The organism is Amycolatopsis solani, assembly GCF_033441515.1.
Classification (GTDB): Bacteria; Actinomycetota; Actinomycetes; order Mycobacteriales; family Pseudonocardiaceae; genus Amycolatopsis; species Amycolatopsis solani.
This window is the reverse complement of sequence record NZ_JAWQJT010000001.1, coordinates 3251896-3277904: the sequence shown is the minus strand read 5'-3', so window position 1 is coordinate 3277904 and position 26009 is coordinate 3251896. Positions and strand designations below refer to the sequence as shown.

The window sequence follows — 26009 nt, the reverse complement described above, 5'->3', positions numbered from 1 at the left end:
TACCGTCGCCCGGTGAGCTTCTTCCTGACGAAGGTCCTCGCCGCGCTCGACGACGGTGGCGACCGTCCGCTGTTCATCCAGAACAGCGTCACGACCTACCACCAGGCCCGCGACCGGCTCCACCGGCTGCACGCGGGCCTCGGCGGGGGCGGGGTCGTCGCGATCGACCTCCGCAACCGCCCCGAGACGCTCCTCGTCCAGCTCGCCGCCCTGCTGCGCGGGGCGACCGTCCTGCTGGTCCCGGCGTCCGCGCCGGACGGGCCGCGGTACCCGGGCGTGAGCACCGTCGTCACCGACCGCCCGCGGCGCTGGCCCGGCGAAGACGTCCGGACCGTCGAAGACCTCGACGGCGAACCGGTGCCCCTCGAGCCGCCGGGCACCGTCCACCTCCTCTTTCCCACCGGGGGCACCACCGGCACCCCCAAGCTCATCCGCCACAGCGGCATCTACGACGGCATGGCGCACATCTTCGCGCCGTCGCCGGACGGCCCGGGCCGGACGCTGCTCGTCGCCCCGATGACGCACATGACCGGCAACGCCACCGTGCTCGGCGTGCTGCTGCGGGGCGACACCGTCGTGGTGCACGACGGCTTCGACGCCGGCGCGGTCCTCGCCGCGATCCAGGAGCACCGGATCGACACGCTCTCGCTGACCCCGCCCCGGCTGGCCGCGCTCCTCGACCACCCGGCGCGGCCGGACACCGACCTGAGCAGCGTCCGGTCACTCTCGCTCGGCGCCGCGCCGCTGCCACCGCACCGGCTCGCGCAGGCGCTCGACGTGTTCGGGCCGGTCGTCGGCCAGGGGTACGGCCTCACCGAGGCCCCGATGATCGCGAGCATCTCCGCCGCGGAGCTGGCCGGCCGCCCGGACCGGCTGGGCTCGGTCGGCCGGATCGTCCCCGGCATGGAGGCCCGGCTCACCGGCGACGGCGAGGTCGAAGTGCGCGGGCTGGCCATGATGGACGGCTACCTCGGCGGGCCGAAGGTCGGCGCCGGCTGGCTCCGCACCGGCGACCTCGGCCGCTTCGACGACGAGGGCTACCTGTACCTGCTCGACCGCGCGGACGACGTCGTCGTGACCGGCGAGCACGGCACGAAGGTCCCCACGACCGTCGTCGAGCACGCCATCGCGACGCACCCGGCGGTCGCCGGCGCGGCCGTCTTCGGCGTCCCCGGCCCGGACGGGCAGCTGCTGCACGCCGTCGTCGTGGCCACCGGGCCGATCAGCGCCGACGAGGTCCGCGCCCACGCGAGGGCGGCCTTCGGCCGAGAGCACTACGTCCCGGCCGGTGTGGACTTCGTCGCCGCGCTGCCGCTCACCGAGGTCGGCAAGGTGGACAAGCGCGCTCTCGCTCAGCTCGTGACGGCGCCGTCCGACGACGACTTGACCAGCTTGACGTACTTGCCGAGCACGCCTTCCGGGAACTTGTTCGGCAGCGGCTCCCAGCCCTGACGGCGAGCGGCCAGCTCGGCCGCGTCGACCAGCAGGTCGATGCTGCGCGCCTTGATGTCGACGGCGATGCGGTCGCCGGTGCGGACGAACGCGATCGGGCCGCCGTCGACCGCCTCCGGCGCGACGTGGCCGATGCACAGCCCGGTGGTGCCGCCGGAGAACCGGCCGTCGGTCAGCAGCAGGACGTCCCGGCCCAGGCCGGCGCCCTTGATCGCCGCGGTGATCGCCAGCATCTCCCGCATGCCCGGGCCGCCCTTGGGGCCTTCGTAGCGGATCACCACGACGTCGCCGGCCTCGATGCGGCCCTCGTTCAACGCCGCCATCGCCTCCTGCTCGCGTTCGAACACGCGTGCCGGGCCCTCGAAGTTGGCGGTGTCGAAGCCCGCGGACTTCACGACCGCGCCCTCGGGGGCGAGCGAGCCGCGCAGGATGGTGATGCCGCCGGTCGGGTGCAGCGGGTTGTCGAGCCGGCGCAGGACCTCGCCGTCGATCGGGTCGGGGTCCAGCTCGGCGAGGTTCTCCGCGACCGTGCGGCCGGTGACCGTGAGCGCGCCGCCGTGGATCAGGCCCTCGTCCAGCAGCGCCTTCATCAGCACCGGGATACCGCCGTGGCGGTCGATGTCGTTCATGACGTACTTGCCGAACGGCTTCAGGTCGCCCAGGTGCGGGACGCGGTCGCCGACGCGGTTGAAGTCGTCGAGGGTCAGCTCGACCTTCGCCTCGTGCGCGATGGCCAGCAGGTGCAGCACGGCGTTGGTCGAGCCGCCGAGCGCCATGATGACGGTGATCGCGTTTTCGAACGCCTCGCGCGTGAGGATGTCCCGCGCGGTGATGCCCTTTTCGAGCAGCCCGACCACGGCTTCACCCGAAAGGTGCGCGTAGTGGTCGCGGCGGCGGTCCGCGGACGGCGGCGCGGCCGAGCCCGGCATGCTCATCCCCATCGCTTCGGCCGCCGACGCCATCGTGTTCGCCGTGTACATGCCGCCGCAGGCGCCTTCGCCGGGGCAGATCGCGCGCTCGATGCGGTCCAGGTCGTCGGTCTTGAGCCGGCCCGCGCGGCAGGCGCCGACCGCCTCGAAGGCGTCGATGAGCGTGACGTCCTTCTCGGTGCCGTCGGTCAGCTTCACCCAGCCGGGGGCGATCGAGCCCGCGTAGAGGAACACCGACGCGAGGTCGAGGCGGGCCGCGGCCATCAGCATGCCCGGCAGCGACTTGTCGCAGCCGGCCAGCAGGATCGAGCCGTCGAGCCGCTCGGCCTGCATGACCGTCTCGACCGAGTCGGCGATGACCTCGCGCGAGACCAGCGAGAAGTGCATGCCGTCGTGGCCCATCGAGATGCCGTCGGACACCGAGATCGTGCCGAACTGCAGCGGGTAGCCGCCGGCCGCGTGCACGCCTTCCTTCGACGCCTGCGCGAGCCGGTCCAGCGACAGGTTGCACGGCGTGATCTCGTTCCACGAACTGGCGACGCCGATGATCGGCTTGCGCCAGTCGCCGTCCCCCATCCCGACGGCGCGGAGCATGCCGCGGGCGGGCGCGGCCTCGATCCCGTCGGTCACCGTGCGGCTGCGGGGCTTCGGGTCGATCGTCATCGTGGGCCTCCGATACGACGTCCGGACGAACTGCATGCTACCAACGTCCCGGCGGTCCGCTGGCCGGAACGATTCCCTTTCGGGGCGGGCGCGGGACGGCGAAAACTCAGGCCATGATCGCCACAGTGGTGTGGGGCACCGGCAACGTCGGCCGGGCAGCCATCCGGGCCGTCGACGCGCACCCGGCGCTGGAACTGACCGCGGTGCTCGTCCACGACCCGGCGAAGGTCGGCAAGGACGCGGGCGCGCTGGCCGGCGTCGGGGATCTCGGCGTCGCCGCGACCGATGACATCGAAGCCGTGCTGGGCGCGAGTCCGCGGGCGGTCGTCTACGCAGCGTCGGGGGACGTCCGGTTCGACGACGCGCTCGCCGACATCGTCCGCGCCGTCGGGTCGGGCGCGGTCGTCGTGACGCCGGCCCTCTACCCGCTCTACGACCAGCGCAACGCGCCGCCCGAACTGCGCGACCCGGTCCTCGCCGCGATCAAGGAGGGCGGCGGTTCGCTGTTCGTTTCCGGCGTCGATCCCGGCTGGGGCAACGACGTGCTGCCGCTGCTGATCAGCGGGCTGGGTACCGATGTCGACGTCATCCGCTGCCAGGAGATCTTCGACTACTCGACCTACGAACAGCCCGACTCCGTCCGGTACCTGGTCGGCATGGGCCAGCCGATGGACTACGACCCGCCGATGCTGATGACCGGCGTGCCGTCGATGGTGTGGGGCGGGCAGGTCCGGCTGATCGCGCGCGGCCTCGGCGTCGAGGTGGCCGAGCTGCGCGAGACGCTGCAGCGGCGTCCGCTCGAGGAGACGATCTCCACGCGGACGATGGGCGAGTTCGAAAAGGGCACGCAGGGCGCGGTGCGGTTCGAAGTCCAGGGCATTGTGGACGGTGAGCCGCGGATCGTCATCGAGCACGTCACGCGCATCCACCCGGCGTGCGCGCCGGACTGGCCGACGCCGCCCAGCGGCGACGGTGCCCACCGCGTGATCATCGAAGGCCGGCCGCGCATCGAGGTCAGCGTCGAAGCCTCCGACGAGGGCGAAAACCGGTCCGCGGGCGGCAATGCCACCGCCGTCGGACGGCTCGTCGGCGCGATCGACTGGCTGGCCGAAGCGGAACCCGGTCTCTACGACGCACTCGACGTCCCGCTGCGCCCGGCAGCCGGCAAGCTCGGAAGGAGGCGCTCGTGAACATCGACATCCCCGAAGGCAAGGACCCGATCGGGTACGTGTGGGGCGAAATGGTGCCCGGCATCGGGATCGCCGCGTCGAAGTTCTCGCTGGCGGTGTACGAGCACACCACGCTGGGGCTGCGGGAGTTCGAGGCCGCACGGCTGCGGATCGCCCAGCTCAACGGGTGCGTCTTCTGCCTCGACTGGCGGACCGAGCGCGACGGCGTGAAGGTCGAGGAGGAGTTCGCGGACGCCGTCCTCGAGTGGCGTACGACCGACCGCTTCGACGAGCGCACGCGGCTCGCGGCGGAATACGCCGAGCGGTACACAGTGGACCACCACAACCTGGACGACGAGTTCTGGAAGCGGATGTCCGCGTGCTACAGCCAGCAGGAGATCGTCGAGCTGAGCATGAGCCTCGGCGCGTGGCTGGCATTCGGGCGCCTGAACCACGTCCTGGGTCTCGACGTCGCCTGCGTCCTGCCGTCCCACCGGTCGTGAGTGATAAGTCGGGTTCTAACCCGACTTATCACTCACGACGACTTGCGCCGGGTCAGAAGTCCGTGGCGATGATCTTTTCGATGTTGCGTTCCGCCAGCGCGGTGATGGTGACGAACGGGTTGACGCTGGTGTTGCCCGGGATCAGGGAACCGTCGATCGCGTACAAGCCCGGGTAGCCGGCGAGCCTGCCGTAGTTGTCGGTCGCCTTGCCGAGCACCGCGCCGCCGAGCGGGTGGTAGGTCAAGTGGTCGCCCCAGATCTTGTACACGCCGAAGAGGTCGGTCCGGTAGATCGTCCCCTCGGTCGCGTTGATCTTGTCGAAGATGGTCTTCGCCATGTCGATCGACGGCTGCTTCCACGCCGTCTGCCAGTTCAGCTCGACCGCGCGCGTGGTGGGGTTCCACGTGAACTGCGCGCGGTTCGGGTTCTTCGTGATCGACAGGTAGAACGACGCCCACGTCTCGATCCCGGTCGGCAGCGGCGCGACCTCCGCGAAGGCACCGCCCGCGTTCCAGTTGTCGATGCCGCCGCACGGGATGGACGACTGGAGGCTCCCGGTCGGGTCCCAGATGTGGTTGGCGCGCCCGCACATCACGTTCCCGTTGTCGCCCCAGCCCTTGCCGACCTCGCCGTTCAGGTTGGGCAGCGCGCCGGTCGCCTTCAGCTTCACCAGCAGCTTGCTCGTCCCGACGCTGCCCGCGGCGAAGAACACCTTGGCCGCCGTGACGGTCTTGGTGGTGGCCACCGCGCCCGCGGTGGTCAGCTGCTCGATCGTCACCGTGTAGCCGCCGCCGGACGCGGGCACCACCTGTGTGACGCGGTGCAGCGGGGAGATGGTGACGCGGCCGGTCGCCGCGATCCGCGGGAGGTAGGTCTTCTGCAGGGACTTCTTGCCGTAGTTGTTGCCGTACAGGATTTCCCCGGCCAGCGCCGACTTCGGCACGGTGCCGGCGGCTTCCTGCTCCATGTAGTTCCAGTCGTACACGTCGGGCACGAACACGAACGGGAACCCGGACCGCTGCGCCTGTTTCCGGCCCACGCGGGCGTACTGGTAGGCGTCGGTGGTGTCGAACCAGGCCGGGCGGACGGTGGCGACGCCGAGGCCGGCGTTCGCACGCGGGTAGTAGGTGTTGTACATCTCGTCCGCGTTCACCGTCGGGAGGATCGAGCCGAAGTTCTCCCGCTTGGGCGTGACGGCCATGCCGCCGTTGACGAGCGAGCCGCCGCCGACCCCGCGGCCCTGGTAGACGGTGATGCCGCTGAACTCTTCGGCGTCGAGGATCCCGGTGTAGCGCGGGATGTCCTTGTCGATGGGGAACCCGAGGAAGTTGGACAGCGGCTGCTTCGTCTTGGTGCGCAACCAGAACGAGCGCTGGTCGGGGCTGGTCGTGTTGGCGAAGATCTTGCCGTCCGAGCCGGGCGTGTCCCAGGCCATGCCCAGCTCGACCATGTGCACGTCGACCCCGGCCTCCGCGAGCCGGAGCGCGGCGACCGAGCCGCCGTAGCCGGTGCCGATCACCAGCGCGGAGACGTTCGCGCCGTCGGGGATGGCGGCCTTGGCCTGGGTCGCGGCACCGGCTCGACCGGCCAGCGCGGCACCCGCCAAGATAGAACCGGTTCCTGCAATGAATAGACGGCGGGAAACTGCCCCAGAAGCTGTACGCCACATGGATTCGTCACGCATGTGATAGTCCTCACCGTTGAGGTATATTAGAACAGGTTATAACTCAGTGGTGCAGACAAGTCGACATATACCCGCGAGTAACATCCCCGGGTTGTGCGGGGGTTCCGCTGAATGGGCCATGATGGACGACTGTGGAGTCCACCCGTGTGGACCGCTGGCTTTGGGCGGTCCGGCTGACGAAGACCCGACCGGACGCCGCGGCGGCGTGCCGCGGCGGGCACGTGCGCGTCAACGACAAGCCCGCCAAACCCGCGACGACCGTCGTCCCCGGCGACGAAGTGCGCCTGCGCATCGCCGGCACGACGAAGGTCCTCGACGTGGTCCGCGTGATCCAGAAGCGCGTCGGCGCCCCGGACGCGGCGACGTGCTACGTCGACCGCACCCCGAAACCACCCCCGGAGACGGCGATCCCGGTGGCCCGCCGCGACCGCGGCGCGGGCCGGCCGACCAAGAGGGAGCGCCGGGTGCTGGACGCGTTCCGGCACCAGGAGTGACCTGAAGGGGACGTTCAGGTCATGTGATGCGCTGAAGGGGACGTTGCTGTCGTCACATGCCGGCAACGTCCCCTTCAGGTCGGCGGGCCGGGCCGCGCAAGGTCATCCGGTGACTTGATCGAGAGATCGCCGTTCCCGGCCCGGTTTTTCCGGACAGAGCGGGGAATTCGCCGTGCCCGGGTCCGCCCGCGGGGAAAACGGGTAGTTCCCCGCGGGCGGTGCGCGTGCCGCCGGGACGGGCGACGGGGAGAGGGAGTCATGGCGATCAGCGCGGCCCGCGCGACGGGAGCCCCGGATCGGTTGCTGGCCGCGGCGAGGCCGCTCGTGGTGCGCTACTGCCGGGCCCGGCTCGGCGCCGGGCAGGACTCCGACGACGTCGTGCAGGACGTCTGCCTCGCGGTGCTGAAGGCGCTGCCCGCGCGGCCGCCGGAGCGGCCCTTCCCGATCTTCGTCTCCGGCATCGCCCGCCACCACGTCGAAGCCGCCCGCAAGGCCGCCGCCCGCCGCCGGGCCGAGCCGGTCGCCGAACTGCCGGACGAGGTCGACGAGACCCTGGATCCCGAGCACCGGGCGCTCCAGCGCGAACTCGGCGATCGGATGGCGAAGCTGCTCCGGATCCTGCCGGCGAAGCAGCGCGAAATCCTGGTGCTGCGCGTGGCCGTCGGCCTGTCCGCGGAGGAGACGGCGGCGGTGGTCGGGTCGACGCCCGGCGCGGTGCGCGTCGCCCAGCACCGGGCGCTGAGCCAGCTGCGAAAAGCCGTGGCGGGCTGAGCGGCCGGGGCTACCCTGGGCCGGTGAGCGACAGCGAGAACTTCGAGGGACGCGACGTCGGGTCCGGGATCTCGGTGATCCGCGAAAGCACGGACGTCGTCGGCTCCGGGCCGCGCCTGCACCGGCACCCGTACGCCGAAACGTTCGTGATCATCCGCGGCCGCGCCCGGTTCACCATCGGCGACGAGCAGCGCGACGGCGGCGCCGGGGACGTGCTCGTCGTCCCCGCCGGCACCGCGCACAAGTTCGCTGTACTCGGCCCCGGCGTGTACGAGGCCGTGCACATCCACGAAAGCGACCACTTCGTCACCGAATGGCTGGAGTGACCGTCAGAGCCCGCGCTCGCCGATCATCCCGCGCAGCTTGGTCAGCGCGCGGTACTGCGTGATCCGGACGTTGCCGGGCGAGATGCCCAGCGCGTCCGCGGTCTCGTTCGCCGACAGCCCCACGATGATCCGCATCGAGAGGATCTCCTGGTGCAGCGGCGGGAGCAGCGCGAGCAGCTTGCCCAGCCGCGCCCCGAGGTCGAGGTCGAGGACGTGGCTCTCGGGCTCGTTCCCGCCGAGCGGCCGGTCGGGCAGCTCCGGCACCGGCTTCGACCGGTCCCGCGCCACCGACCGGAAGGCGTCGGCGACCTTGTTCGCGGCGATGGCCCGCACGAGGTACAGGAACGAGCCCCCGCGGTCCTGGTAGCCGGGCAGCACCTTCAGCACGGCCAGGCACACCTCCTGCGCGACGTCGTCGGCGGAGAGGTAGGAGAGGTCCCGACCGCCGATCCGCGCGCGGCAGTAGCGCACGACCGTGGGCTTGACCAGCCGCAGCAGCGCCTGCACGGCCTCGGGGTCGCCGGCCCGCGCGGCCGCCACGACCGGGTCGAGCTCCTCCTTCCCCAGCTTCCCCTCCGGCCGCGGCAAGTCCGCCGGCACCGAATAGCCGTCCAGTACCTCCGGCGCCGCCGGCGCCGAGATCATGGTTTCCACGGGTCCCTCCTCGCGTCCGCCACCAGGGGCGTCATCGATCGCCGCCGGACCCGGGGCCGTCGAAGACCCGCATCCGCACGTCACGTTCCAGTTGCCGCAGCGCGGCTTCGAGCCCGGGTGCCAGCGGCAACCGGCCGCGGCCGAGCAGCACGACACCGTCGTCCTCGGTGCGCCGGGCGACGGCGAACAGCCCCAGCCCGCGCTCCAGCGAGCCGGGCACCGGCATCGCGGACACCAGGACGGCGTCGTCGGCCCGTTCGAGCACCCGCACGCCGGGCACGGCACCGAGCGCCGCCGCGAAGTCGGCGTGCGCGCCCGGCCCCGCCACCTGGCTGACCACCGTGGCGCCCGCGGTGAAACCGGTCAGCGAACAGGTGGTCATCGCCGACCACAGGTAGACGCCCGCCACGGCGACGAGCAGGATGACCAGGAGGGTCACGGCTCGGCCCGCCGCACCGGCCACTGTGGATCAACCGCGCATTCCATGTCCGCTCCTACGATTCGCACTCCGAACAATCGGTTATCGAGGCGCTGAACAGGGGCGTTGCACGGCCGCACTTGTTGTCCACAAGTTGTCCGTTAACCAGAAACCGCCTCTTCGGCGGCCCCGGCGGACACCACCGGACTACCGGTCAAATTCTTGACAATTCCCGCCTGCGCGCGAAGAGCGGTAGCGAAAACACCTCGTTCGCCGATCCACCGCCCGTACCGCCGCCGACCACCAGGACCTCCTCATGATCACCCACTGAATGACGCACCCGACGCCACCGGAGAGTGTTCCCCCGATGACGGATCCCGATCCCGGTCTGTCCGGCACCCGCACGGCGGACCGATTCGACGTGTTCCTGTGTTTCACCCGGGCCGACGCCGAGGGCGCGAGCGCGGTCGACCGGATCGAAGAAGCGCTGCGCGCCGACGGGCTTCGCGTGTTCCGCGACGCCGGAATCGGCGCGTTCGAGCCGATCACCCGCGAACTCGCGGACGCGATCGCCGGTTCGCGCGTGCTGCTCGCCCACTATTCGCGCATTCTGCCGACCCGGTACGCGTGCCAGTGGGAATTGACGGCCGCGTTCGTCGCCGCGCGGCGCCACGGCGACCCGGCGGACCGCGTGCTGGTGATCAACCCGGAACCGGGGACCGAGCACCTCGCACCCGTCGAACTCGCGGACGCGAAGTTCTTCACCGGCCCGGTGACCGCCGAGGCGCTGCCGGAGCTGGTCGGCCGGGTGCGGCGGAAGGTCGAGCGCACCCGCGTCCCGCTCGGCGCGCCGTCCGGGCGGACGGCCCCGCCGGGGCGGCGGCCGCCACCGCGGCTCGTCGGCCGCTACCCGCAGCTGTGGGCTGTCCACAGTGCACTGAACGCGGCCGCTTTCCCCGGCGCGACAGCGTATTCGCGGCCGGTCGCCGTGCTGCGCGGCCTGCCGGGGGCCGGCAAGACGGCGCTGGCCGAGCAGTACGCCTACCTGTTCCACGACGCGTTCGGCGGCGGGGTCGTCCGGCTCGGCCCGTTCGGGCACCACGAGCCGGACGACTTCCTCGCCCAGTTCCCGCTCGCCCTCGCCCGCGCCGCGGGGGACCGCCTCGGCACCGACGTGTCCGGGCTGGACCTCGACCGCCTGCGCGAGCTGCTCGCCGACCGGATCGACGCGGCGGGCGAGCGGGTGCTGGTGCTCGTCGACGACGTCCCGGCGGGCCTGCCGCCCGCCGTCCTCGACCGGCTGCTGCTGCCGAGCGAGCGGGTGCACACGCTGATCACCAGCCGGTTCGCGCAAGCGCCGTGGGACGCGGTGACCGTGGACCTCGATGGGCTCGGCCCGGAGGAGAGCCTGCGGCTCTTCGCGGAGTTCCGGGCCCCGGACGGCGACGCCGAACGCGCGGCCGTGCTCCGCTTCGCCGAACGCTGCGGCGGGCACCCGGTCACCGTGCGGGCCGCCGCGTTCGCGGTCCGGCACCGCCCGGGGCCGCTGACCGGCGACGTCCTCGCGGCGCTCCCGGACACCGCGCCGCAGGCGGTCCACGACCTGCTCGCCGAGCTCGGCCCGCTGGCCCGCGACGTCGTCCGGCTGGGCACGGTGCTGGCCCCGGTGCCGTTCCCGGCGAACCTGGCGTGCGCGGTGCTCGGCCCGGTCGGCGCGCCGGAGCTGACCGCGGCCGTGGACGAACTCGTCACGTGCGGGTTCGCCGCGCAGTCCGACGGCGAACTGCGGCTGCAGGCACTGGTCGTCGAGGTGGCCCGCACGGAACCCGCCCCCGCCGGGCTGGCCGCGCGGGCGGCCGACGCGCTGCTCGACCGGCTCCCCGGCGACCGCGACTTCCTGCTCCAGCACGCCCGCGCGCTGGCCGAGCACGCGCCCGGCCACCGGGTCCGGCTGCTCCGCCCGGTGGCCGCGGCGTACGAGGCGCAGGGCGACCCGGCCACGGCGGGCGAGGTGCACGCGGTCATCCTCGCGACCGGCGAAGCCACCTCGGCCGACTTCACCGCGGGGGCCCGCGTCGAGCTCGCCTGCGGGTTGTACGCGGAAGCCCTCGACCACGCGCGGGCCGCGGGGGCGCTGGCCGGCGACGAGGCCGAGCGGTACGCCGCCGGGCTGACCGAAGCGCAGGCGCTCGACGGCCAGGGCGACTACGCCGAAGCCGACCGGACGTTCTGGGCGCACCACGGCGACGCCCTGCCGGCCGCGGGCGAGGAGCGCTACCGGGCCGCGCTCGCCGTGGCGCTCGCCCGGCGGCTGCGCGGGCGGCCACGCGAGGCCGTCGCCCTGCTCGAACCCCTGCTCGCGGAGCTGCGGGACGCGCCGCCGGGCCCGGTCCGCGACGAGCTCGCGCCGGCCACCCGGCTCGAGTACGCGCGGAGCCTCCAGCTGGCCGGGCGGCCCCGACGGGCGCGCGAGGTGGCCGGCGACGTCGTCGCGGAGTACCACGCGACCGGCCGGGAGCGGCACGCCCGCTGCGTCGAGGCCGAGCTCGTGCGTGCCGACGCCGTGCTGGCGCTCGACCTGCGCGACCTGCGCGCCACCCCGGCCGACTGGGAGCGCTCGGCGGCCGAACTGCGGGAGCTGGAGCGGACCTACGCGAAGCGGTACGGCTCCGAGAACCCCCTCACCCTGACCGCGGCGGTGTTCGCCGACCGCGCGCTGCTGGCGCTCGGCCGGCCCCAGGAGGCGCTGGCCGTGCTGGCCGCGACCGAGCAGGTCGTGCTGCGGGTGCTCGGCGCGGACCACCCGCTGCGCTACCGGATCCGGCACGGAATGGGACTGGCGCACGCCCAGCTGCGCGAATTCGGCCGCCAGGCCGAACTGCTCGAGGACATCCTCGAACCGCAGACCCGGCTGCTGGGGCGGACCCACCCGGAGACCATCGAGAGCCGCCTCGACCTGGGGATCGCTCTGGCGCTGAGCGGCCGCGGCCCGCGCGCGCGGGCGACCGAGCTGGTCGACGGCGCCGCGCGCGACCTCGTCGGCGCGCTGGGGGCGGCCACCGAACTGTCGGCCAAGGCACAGGCCGCGAAGCGCGTCGTGCGGCTGCCCCAGCCGTTCGTCTCCGCGCTGTTCACCGTCGAACGGCTGATCTGGCCGGGCCGCGAGAAAGGCGAATGACCATGGAACGTCAGCTGGCCGAGCGCTACCGCCTCGGTCCACCCCTCGGCCGCGGACCGGCGGGCGAAGTCTTCGCCGCCACCGACCTCGAGGGCCGCGAGTACGCCGTCAAGCTGCTCGACGCGCGCCTGACCGGGAACTCCGACGCCGTCGAGCGCTTCCTGCGCACCCAGTCCCCGCTCGTCGGCCTGGCGCACGAGCACCTGGTGACCCTGCACGACCTGGTCGTCGAGGCCGGCGTGGTCGCGCTGGTCGTGGACCGGGTGCCGGGCGGCTCGCTGCGCGAGCGGCTCAGCGCGTCGGGACCGCTGCTGCCCGCCGAGATCGCCCGGATCGGCGCCGGGATCGCGGCGGCGCTGCAGGTGGTGCACGACGCCGGGGTCGTGCACGGCGACGTCAAGCCGTCGAACGTGCTGATGGACGACACCGGCGCGGTGCGGGTGCCGAAGCTGACCGACACCGGCGTCGCGTTCCTGGCCCCGCAGCGGACGCACACGTCGCTGGCGACCGCGTCGAAGTACGCGGCACCCGAGGTCGTGGGCGGCGCGCCACCGGGGCCCGCCGCCGATCTCTACTCGCTGGGCGTCGTGCTCTACGAGCTCTACTGCGGGGTCGCGCCGTTCGCCGGCGGGTTCGTCCGCGACGCGGGCGAAGGCCCCGGACGGCCCGGGGAGCTCCCGGCCCCGCTGTGGGACCTGCTCCGCCTGCTGCTGGCCGTCGAGCCGACGTTGCGGCCGGGCGCGGGCCAGGTCGCGACGGTGCTCACCTCGATGCTGCCGGACCTCGTCGGAGCGCCCGTCGGGCCGCGGCTCGACCGGCCCCCGCCCACCGAAACCGCGCGGCGCCAGGCGGTCCCGCCCCCCTTCACGATAGGAGACGACATGTTCGGCGAGCAGTTGTACAGCCCACCCCCGAAGAAGCGGAAGAAGTGGATCCCGGTCACCGCCGCGGCGGCGGTGCTGGCCGCCGCCGGCGTCACGACGGTGGCGCTGGCGAGTTCGGGCGGCACCCCGGCGGCGGCGCCCGCCCCGGTGACGGTCACGCAGGCACCGCCCACCGCCACGGTGACCGCCGCCGCGCCCACCACGTCCACGTCCGCGTCCACTGCGCCCGCGTCCGCGTCCGGTTCCGCCGGCGAGGCGACGGTCGAGCAGTACCTGAGCGAGCTGAACCCGGTCGAGGGGTCCTTCGACCGGAGTCACCAGACCGGCAACATCGGCGGGAAGCCGTACCTGCACACGGTCGGCACCGGCGTCCAGGAGTGCTCGGAAGCCGATTCGGCGGAGTACAACATCTCGAAGGGCTACCGGAAGTTCACCGCCACCGCGGGCCTCGACGACAACTCCGCGGACTCCGGGTTGAAGGTCCAGCTCGAGGTCTTCGGCGACGGCCGCAAGCTGCAGACGACGGTGCTGGAGCTGAACAAGCCGACGGCGATCGACCTCGACGTGACGGGGGTGCTGCGCCTGAAGATCGGCTGGCAGCCGGTCAAGTCCGGGTCGTGCGGCGACTCCGGCAACTACCTGAACCTCGGCGAGGCGAAGCTGCTCGGCGTGCCGGGCGAGGTGCCCACGTCCCTGGCGCCGACCGGCTGACCCGCGTTCCCCGTGCCGTGAATGACTCATTCATGTCGTCGGACGACATGAATGAGTCATTCACGGCGTCTCGGCGTCGGGCTGCCAGCGGATGCCGTAGGCGAAGCCCGGGGCCAGGTGGCGGAACTGGACGTGGACCTCGCCGGCGTCGTCGGCGGTCAGGGCCGTGCCCCGCGGGAAGCGGTCGCGCGTGTCGTTCTGGAACGCCTTCTCCAGCAGCACGATCCGCTCCGGCACCCGATCCCGGAAGCGGACGTGCAGGTCGAACAACTCGCACGGATGCCGCGGCACGCACACGTAATGCGGTTCCCGCAAGCGCGCCCGTACCCGCAGTGCGATCTCGTGCCGCTCTCCCCGCTGCAACGGCGCCGGCAATCGCAACGCGAGGCCGACGCGGTCGCTCGACTCCATCTCGCGCTTGGTGAGCACACCGCCGTGGAACACGTCGACCTCGAGATCCGCGGCACTCACCGATTCCCCGGAATTGGCGGTCGTGGTGAGCGTCAGCGCGAGATCGAGTTCGCTGATTTCGTCGGCGTCCGCGACCACCCGGCGGATTTCGAACACCTCCGCCACCGGCTGGTCGAGCGCGAGCGAGACGCGCAGTTCTTCGGTGTGCCAACTGCGGCTCGGGTAGGGCGACGGCGAGTGCGGCCGGGCCGACGCCACCGCCATTGCCGCGATCTGCTCGATGCCGTCGTCGATGCGCCGCCGGACCGTGCGGTCGTCGCGGTCCAGCGTGATCGCGGCCCAGCGGACCCGCTCCTGGTAGAACGGCTTTCGCGACGCGTCGTCCAGCGCGAACGCCGCCAGCAGCGCGATCTTCAGGTCCTCCGGCAGCGTCTCGACGAGCGGGCGCAATAGGGTCGTGAGTTTACGCCGGATCTCCACGGTGTCGTCATCTTCCAAAATGCCACATGTGCGGCGCAACGCCGGGCCGACCCGGTCGCCGAGCGGTGTGGTGAAAATTGCCCTCCCCTTGCGGAGAATCTTCAGCTCACCGACCACGTCCGCCGCACTGAGGTCCACCGTTCCTCCCCTGCCCGCTCCACGCACGGGGATCAATAATCGTCACCCCCGCGGCCGGTGTCCAGTCGATCATGGCGGGACGAACGGATCGTTATCCCGGGGTTTCCTTTCCCCTCGTTAGCGGAAACAGGAAACTCCTTGTCGAACCGTTCCCGGTCGCCGCATTCTTCAAGTGCCGCATCGATTCCGCGGCGATAAACCACAAGACCACCGGGTGTTCCCGGGTGCCCGAGTGGTGCCCGGGCGCGCCCAGTCGAAGGAGTCGAAATGACATCCCGCTGTTCGTTTTCACCGCAGCTCACCCCGGTGGTCGCCACGCACGGAGAGGAGGTGCGGTAGCGATGCAGACCCACGCCATCGGGCTCGTCCTGGCCCTGCTGACCGTCGTGTTCGGCTGAGGCCGGCATGCGGAACGACCACGAGCCGGCCGGGGCCGCCGTCCCGGCCGGCCTTCCCGCACGGTGTCCCGGCACCGTCTCCACGGCCATACTTGTCCTTCGACGAGGGTGGGTGCTGATGAGCGAACGAGCGACGTTCGGCGCGGAGCTGCGCCGCCTTCGCCGGGCCGCCGGCCTCTCCCTCACGGAACTGGCGGACCGCGTCCACTACAGCAAGGGCTACCTGAGCAAGGTCGAAACCGGGCTCACCACGCCCAACGCGGCGCTGGCCACCCTGTGCGAGGCCGAACTCGGCGCGCCCGGCGTGCTCACCGCGCTGCTCCCCCGCGAACCGGCGCGACGGCGCACCCGGCCCGACGTCCGCCCGTCGGGGCTGCCGCCGGCGACCGCGGACTTCACCGGCCGGGCGGCCGAACTGCGCGCGGTCCGCGACGCGCTCGAGACCGAGGCCGGCGTCTGCGTCGTGTCCGGGATGGGCGGCGTCGGCAAGACGGCGCTCGCGGTCCGCTGCGCCCACCGGCTCGAAGCGGCGTTCGCCGACGGGTGCCTGTTCGTCGACCTCCACGGCCACGCCGACGCCCCGGTGCCGGCTGCCGCGGTGCACGACCGCCTGCTGCGCGTGCTGGGCGTGCCCGCGGAGCGGATCCCGGCCGACCCCGACGACCGCGCCGCGCTGTACCGCTCGCGGCTGCGCGGCCGCAGCCTGCTGCTCGTGCTCGACAACGCGGGCAGCGCCGCGCAGGTCCGCCCGCTGCTGCCCGCCGAACCGAAGTGCCGCGTGCTCGTGACCGCCCGCTCGCGGCTGAGCGCGCTCGACGACGCGCGGCACGTCTCGCTCGACGTGCTGCCCGCCGGCGCCGCGGCGGAACTGGTCTCCGCGCTGACCGGGGCCGGCGAGGCGGACGCGGCCCGCGTCGCGGACCGGTGCGGCCGGCTGCCGCTGGCCATCCGGATCGCCGCGGCCCGGCTGCGCGCGCACCCGGCGTGGGACCTGGCCGAGCTCGACCGGCGGCTGGCCGGCGAAACGGGCAGGCTCAGCGAGCTCGACGACGGCGAACGCAGCCTGTCGGCGGCGTTCCGGCTGTCGGCCCGGCAGCTCGGCGCCGCGGAGGCCCGGCTGTTCGGGCTGCTGGCCCTGCACCCGGGCAGCGACCTCGACGTGCTCGCGGCGAGCGCGCTGGCCGGGCTCCCGCCGCGGGAGACCGACCGGCTGCTCGACCGGCTGCACGACGCGTACCTGATCACCCAGCCCGCGACCGACCGCTACGGCTTCCACGACCTGCTGCGCGCGTTCGCCGCCGGCAGCCCGCCGGCCGACGGGGAGCAGGCGTTCGGCAGGCTCGCCGCGTTCGCCGTCCGGGAGGCCGAGCGGGCCGACCGGGAACTCGCCCCGCAGCGCTACCGCCCGGAGCTCGGCTACCCCGCCGGGCTCCCCGAGCCGGCGCCGCTCGACGGCGTCGCGTGGTTCCGCGCCGAGTGGCCGAACCTGGTGGCGCTCTGCCGCCGGGCCGGCGAGCTGGGCGAACACGACCGGTGCTGGCAGCTCGCGTTCTTCCTCCGGAGCTACTTCTTCCTGGCGAAGCTGTGGGACCCGTGGATCGCGACGCACCGCTGGGCCCGCGCGGCGGCCGAAGCGGCGGGCGACCGGTGGGCGCTGGCGATCACGACGGCCAACCTCGGCGTCGCGCTGGTCGACCGCGGCGACCTCGACGGGGCGTCCGAGTGCTACGGCGACGCCCTGCGCGAGTACCGCGCGATCGGCGACCGCCACGGCGAGGCGACCGCGCTCGCGCACCAGGCGTGGGCCGACCACTACCGCGGGGAGCACACCGCCGCCCTGCGGAGTTTCCGGACGGCGCTGGAGTTCTACGAACAGACGGGCAACGACCGCAACACCGCCATCACGAACCGCGGCATCGCGCTGGTGCTCGTCGGGCTCGGCGACGCGGCCGAAGCCGCGGAGCTCGCCACCGGCACGCTGGCCGTGTTCGACGACCTGGACCTCGGCCTCGACGCCGCGATGGCGCTGAACTGCCTGGGCTGGGCCCGCTTCCACACCGGCGAGCACGACCTCGCGGCGGCGGCCTACCGCGAAGCGGCCGCGCGGGCGGAAGCCTGCGACAGCAGCCACGAAGCCGCGCGCGCGTACACGGGGCTGGGCAACGTGGCGGCGGCCCGCGGCGTGCGCGAGGAGGCGGCCGGCTTCTGGGCCCAGGCGGACGAGATCCACCCGGACCTCGACCCGGTCGTCGTCGGCGAAGCCCGAGCGCGGCGGGCGTAACGGGACCTGACGGGACACCGACTCTGGTGGCGCCCCCGAGCGGACGGAGAACGATGGTGACGCGCCGCCCCCGGGTTTTCGTGTCGTACTCGCACGACGACGAGAACCACAAGACACTCGTGCGCCGGTTCGCCGAGTTCCTGCACCGGCACGTCGGCCTCGAGGTGCACCTGGACCAGTGGGCCGACGGGTACCGCATCGACTGGGCGAAGTGGGCGGCGCGCCAGCTGCAGCAGGCCGACTTCACCCTGGCGATCGCGTCCCCGGTGTACCGCCGCCGGCTCGACGGCGACGAGGCGCCCCAGGTCGGCTGGGGTTCCCAGTTCGAGGGCGCGATCCTCCGCAACCAGCTCACCAGCGACATCGACGGGTACACCGCGCGGATCCTGCCGGTCGTGCTGCCGGGGCGGGCGATCGAGGAGATCCCCGGTTTCCTCACCCCGTATTCGGCGTCGCACTACAAGATCCGGCAGTTCCAGCTGGACGATCCCGGCGTCCGGAGCTTGGTGCGGGCGATCGCCGGACAGGCCGAAAACCCCAGGCCGGACGACGAGCCCGGGGAGTTCGCCTTCCCCGATTTCGTCCCGCCCGCGCGGCGCCGGAAACTGTTGCTCACCACCGAATTGAAGCCGGTCTCGAAGGGACCGGACGTCCGGCTCGGCGCGGTCGGCATCGACGGCACGCACTACGGCAACGGCATCGCCTACCGCTGCTCGATGTTCTGCAGCGAACCCCGCGGCGTCGTCGAATACACGCTGGGCCGGAAGTACCGGCGGTTCGAAACGACGGTCGGCGTCCTCGACGACGCGAGCGACGCCCAGCAGACCGGCTACTTCGAGGTCTTCCTCGACGGCGTCGCCCACCCCGGCGCGACGGTGAAGCTCGGATCCCCGGCGCACCTGAGCGTCGACGTGTCCGAAGTGCTCCGCCTGCGGCTCGTGGCCTACCGAACCGACACGACGGTCCACCCGATGCTCGCGGGCGCGCGCATGGCGGGCGGCCTGTCCAACGGCCTCCCCGAACTCGGCTGGGGCGACCCGGTGCTCTACACCTGATCGTGACGGTGACGCCGGGTTGGCGGCCGCGGGCAGCGGGTACTTGTTGATCATGAGCCCGAAGATGTGGCGCCTGCTGATCTCGGGGTCGTTGCGGCTGTTCCTGCTCAGCGCCGTGCCGGCCGCCGCGCACCTGTCCGTGCTCATCGGGGTGCTGGCCGGGGTGATCGCCTTCGTGGTGCCCGCACCGGGCGGACCGCGGGACGCCGAAGGCGCCTAGCTCGCCTGCCGTCCGCACCACGCGGACCTGGTCGCGAATGACTCATTCGGGACCACCAAGGCCGCGAATGACTCATTCGCGACCTTCGCGCCGACTGACGTCACGGCGGGGATCCGGTGGGCCGGGTGAAAGTCCCGGGCGACGCCGAAGGCGCCTAGCCCGCCACCACGCGCGCCAGGACGGTCGGGACTTCCCGTTCGAGGTCCGCCGCGGCCTCCTCCGCCCCCGACAAGTACTGCAGCAGCGCCTGCTGGAACAGCCCGTCCAGCAGGGCGTACGCCACCCTCGGCGGCACGGTCACCGGGGCCGGGACCAGGTCCGCGTACCGCGACACCACGTGCCAGATCATCGCTTCGCGGCGGCGGTCGATCTCCAGCACGTCGGGGCGGAACGACGCCTCGAACAGGCTCTGGTTGCGCAGGTCGTACCAGAGCCGGTGCAGTTTCGCGTCCGCGCGCAGCGTCGCCGCCATCGCCGTCGCGAAGTCGCGTTGCAGCTCTGACGCCGTGTGCGCGCGGGCCACGATCTCGTCGTAGCGGGTGACGCACGCTTCCTCGAACTGCCGGACGCAGTGGGTCAGCAGGTCGACCTTGTCGGTGAAGTAGTAGTGCAGCACGCCGTGCGAGAAATCCGAGTTCTGCGCGATCTCCCGCAGGCTCGTGCGCGCGTAACCGAGCTCGGCCAGCGTCTGCAGCGCCGACTCGGCGAGCTGCGCCCGGCGCTGCTCGAACTTGTCGACCTGGCGGCGCGAGATCCGGTCGCGGGTCCGCTCCTTCGCCTCTGTCACCCGATCAGTTTATCGAGCGAGTGACCAGCGGCGGAGCTTCTCCGGGTTCCGCACCGCCCACACGCGCCGGATCACGTCCCCGGCGACGTCGAACGCGATGACGGCCGCGAGCATGCCGTCCTGCCGGACGACCAGGCCGGGCCGGCCGTTGACCAGGTGTTCGGCGAGCGTCATCCCGGCCGCGCGGGTCGCGAGGCCCACGGCGTAGCGCGCGACCCGCTCGCCGCCTTCGATCGGGCGCAGCACCGCGCTGGCCAGGCCGCCGCCGTCGGCCGTCAGGGTGGCGCCCGGGTCGAGGAGGCCGAGCAGGCCGTCGATGTCCTTGGCCTCCCAAGCCACCTTGAAGGCACGGACGACCCCGACCCGCGGCGGTGCCGGCGCGCGAGCCGCGCGGACGCGGCGCCGCGCCGTGGAAGCCAGCTGGCGGCACGCGGCCGCCGAGCGGTCGAGGACCGCCGCGACCTCGGCGAACGGGTAGCCGAACACGTCGTGCAGGACGAACGCCACCCGCTCGGCCGGGGTCATCGCGTCGAGCACGACGAGGAACGCCATGGTGACCGACTCGGCCAGCGCGACGCGGTCGGCGGGATCGGCGAGCGGGTCTTCCGGCACCGGCTCGGGGAGCCACTCGCCGACGTACCGTTCCCGCCGGACGCGCGCCGAGCCGAGGTGGTCGAGGCAGATGCGGCTGGTGACCGTCGTCAGCCACGCGCCGGGTGACTCGATCGCCTCACGCTGCGGCGCGGACAGCGCGTACCACCGGCCGAAGGCCTCCTGGACGACGTCTTCGGCGTCGCTCAGCGAGCCCAGCAACCGGTGGGCCAGCCCGGTCAGCTGCCGCCGTTCCTGCACGATCGCGCTCGTCATGGAGCGTTGACGAGTCCCGCGGGCCGATTGTGACGCTGCCGCACGAGCCGGCCCCGCAGCACGACCGCCACCGGCGCGGCGAGCCGGCCGAGATCCGCCCGCGGATCGCGGTCGTAGACCACGGCGTCGGCCGGGGCGCCGGGCTCCAGGCCGGGCAGCCCCAGGTACTCGCGGGCGTGCCACGACGCCGCCGCCAGCGCGTCGTGCGGCCGGACGCCCGCGGCCGCCAGCGCGCGGATCTCCGCGAGGATCCCGCCGTGCGGCAGGGAATCCGTGCCGGCCAGCACCCGCACCCCGGCTTCCGCCGCGGCCGCCGTCAGCGAGGCGTGGACGCGCGCGCCGCCGAGGTACCACCTCCGCTGCGGGCTGTCCGGGGACTGTTCCCGCCGCGCCAGGCCGGCGTTGATGGCCGACAGCGTCGGCGTCAGCGCCGTGCCCTGCGCGGCCATCCGCGCCAGCAGGTCCGGGTCGAGGCACATGCCGTGTTCCAGGGAGTCGACGCCCGCGGCGACCGCGGCCGCGCCGCCCTCGGGGTGCTGGCTGTGCACCGCGACCCGCCCGCCGGCCGCGTGCACCTCGCGCACCACGGCGGCCAGCACATCGGCGGGGACGGCGGAATCGCCGACGCGCCAGTCCGCGACGATCTTCGCCCACCCGGTGCGCGCCGCCTGCGCGGCCGCCAGCGCGGGCAGCTCGGCGTGGTCCGCGCGGCGGCCCCAGCCGTCGAAGAACTGGCCGTGCTGCGCGAGCCACGGGCCGGCGTGCCGGGCCCGCGGCACGTCGGGGTCCTCGCCGAACCACGGCGGCGGCTCGCCCGGCAGCCCCGGCGACCGGATCAGCGTGACCCCGGCGTCGACGTGCTGGTGCAGCTGCGCCCGCAGCACCTCGTCGTCCATCGGCTGCCCCGGCTCGGTCGCGCCCGGGTGGGTGTGCGCGTCGACCAAGCCCGGCACCAGCCAGCCCTCACCCGCGAGCGTCGCGCCCGGCACCGGATCGGTGGTCCAGCGATCGCCGTCGGCGTAGAGGTCGGCGTACTCGCCGTGCGGCAGGGCGTAGCCCCGGATGCGGACGATCACCACACCGAACGTACCCGCGTACGCACCCCGGCGTAGCCGCAAGAGCCGTCCGCCGCCGGACGACCGGGACGGCCGGGATCCCGAGGATGGGAGGCAGCGAAAAGGAGGTCCCCGTGACCCAGCCCGTGGAAACGACCGCGCTGACCAAGCGCTACGGACCGGCCGCCGCGGTCGAGGACCTGAACCTCTCGGTGCCCGCCGGTGAGGTGTACGGCTTCCTCGGCCCGAACGGCGCCGGCAAGACGACGACGCTGCGGATGCTGCTCGGCCTGATCCGGCCGACCTCCGGGAGCGTCCGGGTGCTCGGCGCCGAACCGGGCCCGGGCAGCCTCACCCGCGTCGGCGCGCTCATCGAAGGCCCCGCGTTCTACCCGTACCTGTCCGGCCGGGCGAACCTGCGGATCCTCGCCGACCACGCCGGGGTGCGGCGGACCCGCGTCGACGCCGTGCTCGACGTCGTCAGCCTCACCGATCGCGCCAAGGACCGGTATTCGACGTACTCGCTCGGCATGAAGCAGCGGCTCGGCCTCGCCGCGGCGCTGCTGAAGGACCCCGAGCTGATCGTCCTCGACGAGCCGACCAACGGGCTCGACCCGGCCGGCATGGCCGACATGCGGGTCACCCTGCGCAAGCTCGCCGCGGACGGCTGCACCGTGCTGCTGTCCAGCCACCTGCTGACCGAGGTCGAGCAGATCTGCGACCGCGTCGGCGTGCTCGACCGCGGGCGGCTCGTCATCGAGACCACGGTGGCGGACCTGCGGGCGGGCGGCGCGCTGCGCGTCGTCGCGGAACCGCTCGAGCAGGCCCGCGACCACCTGCGACGGCACTACGACGGCGTCCGCGTCGACGGCCGGGCGCTCGAGCTCGACGTCGAACCGGCCGAAGCCGGCCGCGTGAACGCCGGGCTCGTCGGCGCCGGCTGCGTCGTCACCGAGCTGCGCTGGCACGAACCCGACCTGGAACAGACCTTCCTCGCCCTGACCGGAGGCACCTCCGATGCTGCGTGACATCCGAGCCGAGCTGCTCAAGCAGTCCCGCCGTCCCGCGAGCTGGCTGCTGCTCGCCGTCGCCGTCGTGCTGTCGCTGACCTTCGGCTACGCCGTCCCGTACGCCGGGCTGAGCGGGGCGACGTCCGGTCCGCCGGGCTCGAACCGCGGGCTGGCCGCGATGCTGCCGGACGCGTTCGTCGGCAGCGCGCTGGGCGGGCTGCCCATCTTCGTCGGCGCGCTGGCGCTGATCTTCGGCGTGCTGGTCGCCGGCAGCGAATACGGCTACGGAACCTGGAAGACGGTGCTCGTGCAGCACCCTTCGCGCATCGCGGTCTACAGCGCGAAACTGGTCACCGTCGCGCTCGCCGCGCTGACCGTGGTGCTCGCGCTGTTCGCGGCGACCGCCGGCGCGAGCGCGCTGGTCGCGTCGCTGCAGGACCAGCCGCTGACCTGGCCGCCGGTCGCCGACGTCCTGCGTGGCCTCGGGGCGGGCTGGCTGGTCGCCACGATGTGGGGCGCGCTCGGCGTGCTGCTCGCGATCGCCCTGCGCTCGGTCGCGCTGCCGATCGGGCTCGGCCTGGTGTGGCTGCTGGCCGTGCAGAACCTCCTGTCCTCGATCGCCGCGCCACTGCTGGACTGGGTCGCGCAGCTGCAGAAGGGGCTGCCGGGACCGAACGCGGGCGCGCTGGCCGCCGCGTTCGGGGCGAGCGCGCCGGGCGTCGAGCAGGTCGTCGGCGCCGGGCAGGCCACCGTCGTGCTGGCCGGGTACGTGCTCGTGTTCGGCGTCCTCGGCGGCTGGCTGCTGCACCGGCGTGACATCGCCTGAGCACCCGGTGCGGTGCGCTTGTGCCCGGTCACGCCCGGTGTAGTGTTTGCCGGTCCGACGGCAGGAGTGACCCACGTGAGGTGCCATGACAGTGCGGCGGTACCCGGCCGCGACCGTGCTCGTCGTCCTCACGGCGGCCCTGGTCGTGGTCAACGGGTTCGCGTTCTGGGGCGACACCTTCGCACTGTGGATCGACGACGCCATGCAGCTGAGCGCCGGGGTGGCCGCGGTGGTCTGCGGCGTCGTCGTCGCCCGGCGGGTGCGCGGGCACCAGCGCTGGTGGCGGGTCCTGGTGGCGGTCGGCATGGCCGGCTGGTCGCTCGGGCAGTGCGTCTGGTCGTGGTACCAGCTCGTCGACGGGCGCGGGCTGCCGTCGCCGTCGCTGGCCGACGTCGGCTACCTGAGCTTCCCGGTGTTCGCGCTCGCCGCCCTGTTCACGCTGGCCAGGGCCCGGGTGCGGCCGGACCGCGAACGCTGGCAGCCCGCGCAGTGGACCGCGCACTTCGGCGTCGCGGTGGTGCTCGACGGCCTGATCGTCACCGGCTCGCTGTTCATCCTCACCTGGACCGCGGCGCTCGCGCAGCTGGTCCGCGCCACCGCGCCGGACAAGCTGACCTGGGCCGTCGCGATCTCCTACCCGCTGTCGGACCTCGTGATCGTGGTCGTCGCGGTGCTGCTGGTGGTGTTCGACCGGGTGGACCGGCCCTACCGGGCGAACCTGCTGCTGGCCGCGGTCGGGATCGTCGCGCTGGCCGCGTCCGACAGCGTGTTCGCCTACCTGGTCAGCATCGGCGCCGAGAGCATGAAGCCGTGGTCGGACGGCGGGTTCGTGCTCGGCCCGCTGTTCATCGCCTTCGCGTTGCTGGCCACGCCCGGCACGCGGCGGCGCGAGGACGCGAACCAGCCGGTCGGGATCGACTGGTGGCAGCTGGCGCTGCCGTACGTGCCGGTCACCGCGGTCGCGCTGCTGATCACCGGGCAGGTGGTGGCGGGCGCGGGCCCGGACGCCGTCGAGGTGTACGTCGGCGTGCTGGTGGTGTTCCTCGTGCTCGCCCGCCAGCTGCTTTCGTTGCTGGACAACAGGTTGCTGCTACGCCGGGTGTACGAGGGGCAGCAGCAGCTGACCCACCAGGCCTACCACGACCCGCTGACCGGACTGGCCAACCGCGCGCTGTTCGCCGACCGGCTGGACCGGGCGCTCGAGAGCGGGCCGCGGCCGCTGGTGCTCATCTTCGTCGACCTCGACGACTTCAAGGAGGTCAACGACCGCTTCGGCCACGCGGGCGGCGACGTCCTGCTGCACGCGGTCGCCCAGCGCCTGCTGAGCTGCGTCCGCGCGGAAGACACGGTGGCGCGCCTCGGCGGCGACGAGTTCGCGATCCTGCTGGAGGGTGAGGTGGCGGCCCCGCAGGCGGTCGCCGACCGCATCCAGGGCGTCCTGCGACGGCCGTTCGCGGTGCACGGCACGCTGGTCCCGGTCCGGGCGAGCATGGGCCTGGTGGTGCCGGACCCGGCCGAGCCCCTGATCACGTCGGACGTGCTGCTCGGCCGCGCCGACACGTCGATGTACGCGGGCAAGCGCCTCGGCAAGGACACGACGGTGGTCTACCGCCCCTCCGACGACGGCCCGCCCGACTTCCCGGCCGCCCTGCGCCGCGCGAACGGCGGCATCCCGGAGGGCTTCGCCCTGGTGTTCCAGCCGATCGTCCGGCTCCCGGACGCGACCCCGGTGGCGGTCGAGGCGCTGGCCCGCTGGACCACGCGCGACGGCACGGCGGTGTCCCCGGAGACGTTCGTCCGCGCGGCGGAGGGAGCGGGCCTCGGCGCGGAGCTGGACGCGCTGGTGCTGGACCTGGCCTGCCGCGAGATCACCGCGGCGGGCGTCGACCTGACGGTGCACGTCAACGTGTGCGCGAGCCGCCTGGGGGCGGCCGAGCTGGAACAGAGCGTCGGCGCGAGCCTCGCCCGCTACGGCCTGCCGGCGGACCGCCTGGTCGTGGAGATCACCGAGACGGTCCCGGTCCCGGACCTCGCCGCGGGCGCCGCCGCGATCCGCCGCCTGCAGGCCCTCGGCGTCCGGGTGGCCCTGGACGACTTCGGCGCGGGGTACAGCTCGCTGACGGTGCTGCACGCGCTGCCGGTCGACCTGATCAAGCTGGACCGGGCGTTGACGACGGGGGTCCAGCCCGAGCGCGACGCGGCGCTGTGCCGGTCGCTGGTCGGGCTGTGCCGCGATCTCGAGGTGGCGGTGGTGGCGGAGGGCATCGAGACGGCGGAGCAGGCCGAGCTGGTCACGCGCGCGGGGTGCCCGACCGCGCAGGGATACCGCTTCGGCCACCCGGCCCCGCTGTCCTCGCTCCACCTCTCCGCGGCCCCGCTCACCGCCGGCTGAGGTTCGGTAGTCGCGGGCCGGCGGGCGAGGTCGCGAATGACTCATTCGGGACCGCGGAAGTCCCGAATGAGTCATTCGCGACCTCCGCAGCCACCCGACCCCGCCCCCAAACGCCATGAATGAGTCATTCACTGCGTCCAGCGCCATGAATGGGTCATTCATGGCATCCGACACCGGCCTGCGCACCGGCGATCGGCAAGTCGAGTGCCGTCGGCCGGCAGGTCGCCGGGCGGCGCAGGGAACGTCGCGAATG

Annotated in this window: 22 protein-coding genes; 14 read left to right on the top strand and 8 right to left on the bottom strand. The window is 73.1% G+C overall.

The window, feature by feature from the left end; all coding sequences use genetic code 11:
- Positions 1 to 12: 12 nt before the first annotated feature.
- Positions 13 to 1452, top strand: coding sequence for a class I adenylate-forming enzyme family protein (locus SD460_RS16075; protein ID WP_318306306.1), 1440 nt, complete (start codon positions 13 to 15; stop codon positions 1450 to 1452).
- Here SD460_RS16075 and ilvD read toward each other — a convergent pair.
- Positions 1353 to 3044: a dihydroxy-acid dehydratase gene (gene ilvD, locus SD460_RS16070; RefSeq protein WP_318306305.1), complete on the bottom strand. Its 1692-nt coding sequence runs from the start codon at positions 3042 to 3044 to the stop codon at positions 1353 to 1355. The two genes, SD460_RS16075 and ilvD, sit on opposite strands and share 100 nt — an antisense overlap.
- Before the next feature lie 113 nt (positions 3045 to 3157).
- On the opposite strand from ilvD, the gene SD460_RS16065 reads away from it, so the two are divergent.
- Positions 3158 to 4234 (top strand): NAD(P)H-dependent amine dehydrogenase family protein, encoded by a 1077-nt coding sequence (locus SD460_RS16065; protein ID WP_290060062.1) that lies wholly within the window; start codon positions 3158 to 3160, stop codon positions 4232 to 4234.
- On the top strand, positions 4231 to 4716 hold the full coding sequence (locus tag SD460_RS16060; RefSeq protein WP_290060064.1) for a carboxymuconolactone decarboxylase family protein: 486 nt from the start codon (positions 4231 to 4233) through the stop codon (positions 4714 to 4716). The genes SD460_RS16065 and SD460_RS16060 overlap by 4 nt, the downstream gene beginning before the upstream one ends.
- A 52-nt stretch (positions 4717 to 4768) precedes the next feature.
- On the opposite strand, the gene SD460_RS16055 is transcribed toward SD460_RS16060, so the two are convergent.
- Positions 4769 to 6322, bottom strand: coding sequence for a GMC oxidoreductase (locus tag SD460_RS16055; protein WP_318306304.1), 1554 nt, complete (start codon positions 6320 to 6322; stop codon positions 4769 to 4771).
- Positions 6323 to 6546: 224 nt separating this feature from the next.
- On the opposite strand from SD460_RS16055, the gene SD460_RS16050 reads away from it, so the two are divergent.
- From SD460_RS16050 to SD460_RS16040, 3 genes are all read left to right on the top strand, one after another.
- Positions 6547 to 6894: an RNA-binding S4 domain-containing protein gene (locus SD460_RS16050; protein ID WP_438860836.1), complete on the top strand. Its 348-nt coding sequence runs from the start codon at positions 6547 to 6549 to the stop codon at positions 6892 to 6894.
- Between the two features lie 258 nt (positions 6895 to 7152).
- Complete coding sequence (locus SD460_RS16045) at positions 7153 to 7665, top strand: sigma-70 family RNA polymerase sigma factor (protein ID WP_290060067.1); 513 nt, start codon at positions 7153 to 7155, stop codon at positions 7663 to 7665.
- A gap of 23 nt (positions 7666 to 7688) precedes the next feature.
- Complete coding sequence (locus SD460_RS16040) at positions 7689 to 7991, top strand: cupin domain-containing protein (RefSeq protein WP_290060068.1); 303 nt, start codon at positions 7689 to 7691, stop codon at positions 7989 to 7991.
- A gap of 3 nt (positions 7992 to 7994) precedes the next feature.
- On the opposite strand, the gene shbA is transcribed toward SD460_RS16040, so the two are convergent.
- On the bottom strand, positions 7995 to 8636 hold the full coding sequence (shbA, locus tag SD460_RS16035) for an RNA polymerase sigma factor ShbA (RefSeq protein ID WP_290060071.1): 642 nt from the start codon (positions 8634 to 8636) through the stop codon (positions 7995 to 7997).
- Positions 8637 to 8676: 40 nt separating this feature from the next.
- On the bottom strand, positions 8677 to 9084 hold the full coding sequence (locus SD460_RS16030) for a hypothetical protein (protein WP_290060069.1): 408 nt from the start codon (positions 9082 to 9084) through the stop codon (positions 8677 to 8679).
- A 346-nt stretch (positions 9085 to 9430) separates the two neighbouring features.
- On the opposite strand from SD460_RS16030, the gene SD460_RS16025 reads away from it, so the two are divergent.
- Together SD460_RS16025 and SD460_RS16020 are read left to right on the top strand one after the other, a co-directional pair.
- Positions 9431 to 12241: a tetratricopeptide repeat protein gene (locus tag SD460_RS16025; RefSeq protein WP_318306302.1), complete on the top strand. Its 2811-nt coding sequence runs from the start codon at positions 9431 to 9433 to the stop codon at positions 12239 to 12241.
- A complete protein-coding gene (locus SD460_RS16020) occupies positions 12238 to 13836 on the top strand; it encodes a protein kinase domain-containing protein (RefSeq protein WP_318306301.1) in 1599 nt (532 codons plus the stop codon). Before SD460_RS16025 ends, SD460_RS16020 begins: the two co-directional genes overlap by 4 nt.
- Positions 13837 to 13896: 60 nt before the next feature.
- Here the strand turns inward: SD460_RS16020 and SD460_RS16015 are convergent, their stop codons facing one another.
- Positions 13897 to 14865 (bottom strand): hypothetical protein, encoded by a 969-nt coding sequence (locus SD460_RS16015; protein ID WP_318306300.1) that lies wholly within the window; start codon positions 14863 to 14865, stop codon positions 13897 to 13899.
- Positions 14866 to 15381: 516 nt separating this feature from the next.
- On the opposite strand from SD460_RS16015, the gene SD460_RS16010 reads away from it, so the two are divergent.
- The 3 genes from SD460_RS16010 to SD460_RS16000 are packed head-to-tail and all read left to right on the top strand — an operon-like array spanning position 15382 to position 18819.
- Positions 15382 to 17544, top strand: coding sequence for an ATP-binding protein (locus SD460_RS16010; RefSeq protein WP_318306299.1), 2163 nt, complete (start codon positions 15382 to 15384; stop codon positions 17542 to 17544).
- A gap of 56 nt (positions 17545 to 17600) precedes the next feature.
- On the top strand, positions 17601 to 18599 hold the full coding sequence (locus SD460_RS16005; RefSeq protein ID WP_290059005.1) for an SEFIR domain-containing protein: 999 nt from the start codon (positions 17601 to 17603) through the stop codon (positions 18597 to 18599).
- A gap of 52 nt (positions 18600 to 18651) precedes the next feature.
- Entirely contained in the window at positions 18652 to 18819 is a 168-nt protein-coding gene (locus SD460_RS16000) for a hypothetical protein (RefSeq protein ID WP_290059004.1), read from the top strand.
- Between the two features lie 154 nt (positions 18820 to 18973).
- On the opposite strand, the gene SD460_RS15995 is transcribed toward SD460_RS16000, so the two are convergent.
- From SD460_RS15995 to SD460_RS15985, 3 genes are read right to left on the bottom strand one after another with little or no spacing between them, the layout of a single operon-like run.
- The gene (locus SD460_RS15995) at positions 18974 to 19606 is read right to left on the bottom strand and encodes a TetR/AcrR family transcriptional regulator (protein ID WP_290059003.1); all 633 of its coding nucleotides are present in this window, start codon (positions 19604 to 19606) and stop codon (positions 18974 to 18976) included.
- A 9-nt stretch (positions 19607 to 19615) separates the two neighbouring features.
- Positions 19616 to 20473 carry an RNA polymerase sigma factor SigJ gene (gene sigJ, locus SD460_RS15990; RefSeq protein ID WP_290059002.1) on the bottom strand — a complete coding sequence of 286 codons (858 nt, stop codon included), beginning with the start codon at positions 20471 to 20473 and terminating at the stop codon, positions 19616 to 19618.
- The gene (locus SD460_RS15985) at positions 20470 to 21549 is read right to left on the bottom strand and encodes an amidohydrolase family protein (protein WP_318306298.1); all 1080 of its coding nucleotides are present in this window, start codon (positions 21547 to 21549) and stop codon (positions 20470 to 20472) included. Before SD460_RS15985 ends, sigJ begins: the two co-directional genes overlap by 4 nt.
- Before the next feature lie 113 nt (positions 21550 to 21662).
- On the opposite strand from SD460_RS15985, the gene SD460_RS15980 reads away from it, so the two are divergent.
- The 3 genes from SD460_RS15980 (at position 21663) to SD460_RS15970 (ending at position 25756) form a co-directional block, all read left to right on the top strand.
- A complete protein-coding gene (locus SD460_RS15980) occupies positions 21663 to 22556 on the top strand; it encodes an ABC transporter ATP-binding protein (protein WP_290059000.1) in 894 nt (297 codons plus the stop codon).
- Positions 22546 to 23364: a DUF2705 family protein gene (locus SD460_RS15975; protein ID WP_290058999.1), complete on the top strand. Its 819-nt coding sequence runs from the start codon at positions 22546 to 22548 to the stop codon at positions 23362 to 23364. The genes SD460_RS15980 and SD460_RS15975 overlap by 11 nt, the downstream gene beginning before the upstream one ends.
- Positions 23365 to 23449: 85 nt before the next feature.
- A complete protein-coding gene (locus SD460_RS15970; protein WP_290058998.1) occupies positions 23450 to 25756 on the top strand; it encodes a putative bifunctional diguanylate cyclase/phosphodiesterase in 2307 nt (768 codons plus the stop codon).
- Positions 25757 to 26009: the final 253 nt, after the last annotated feature.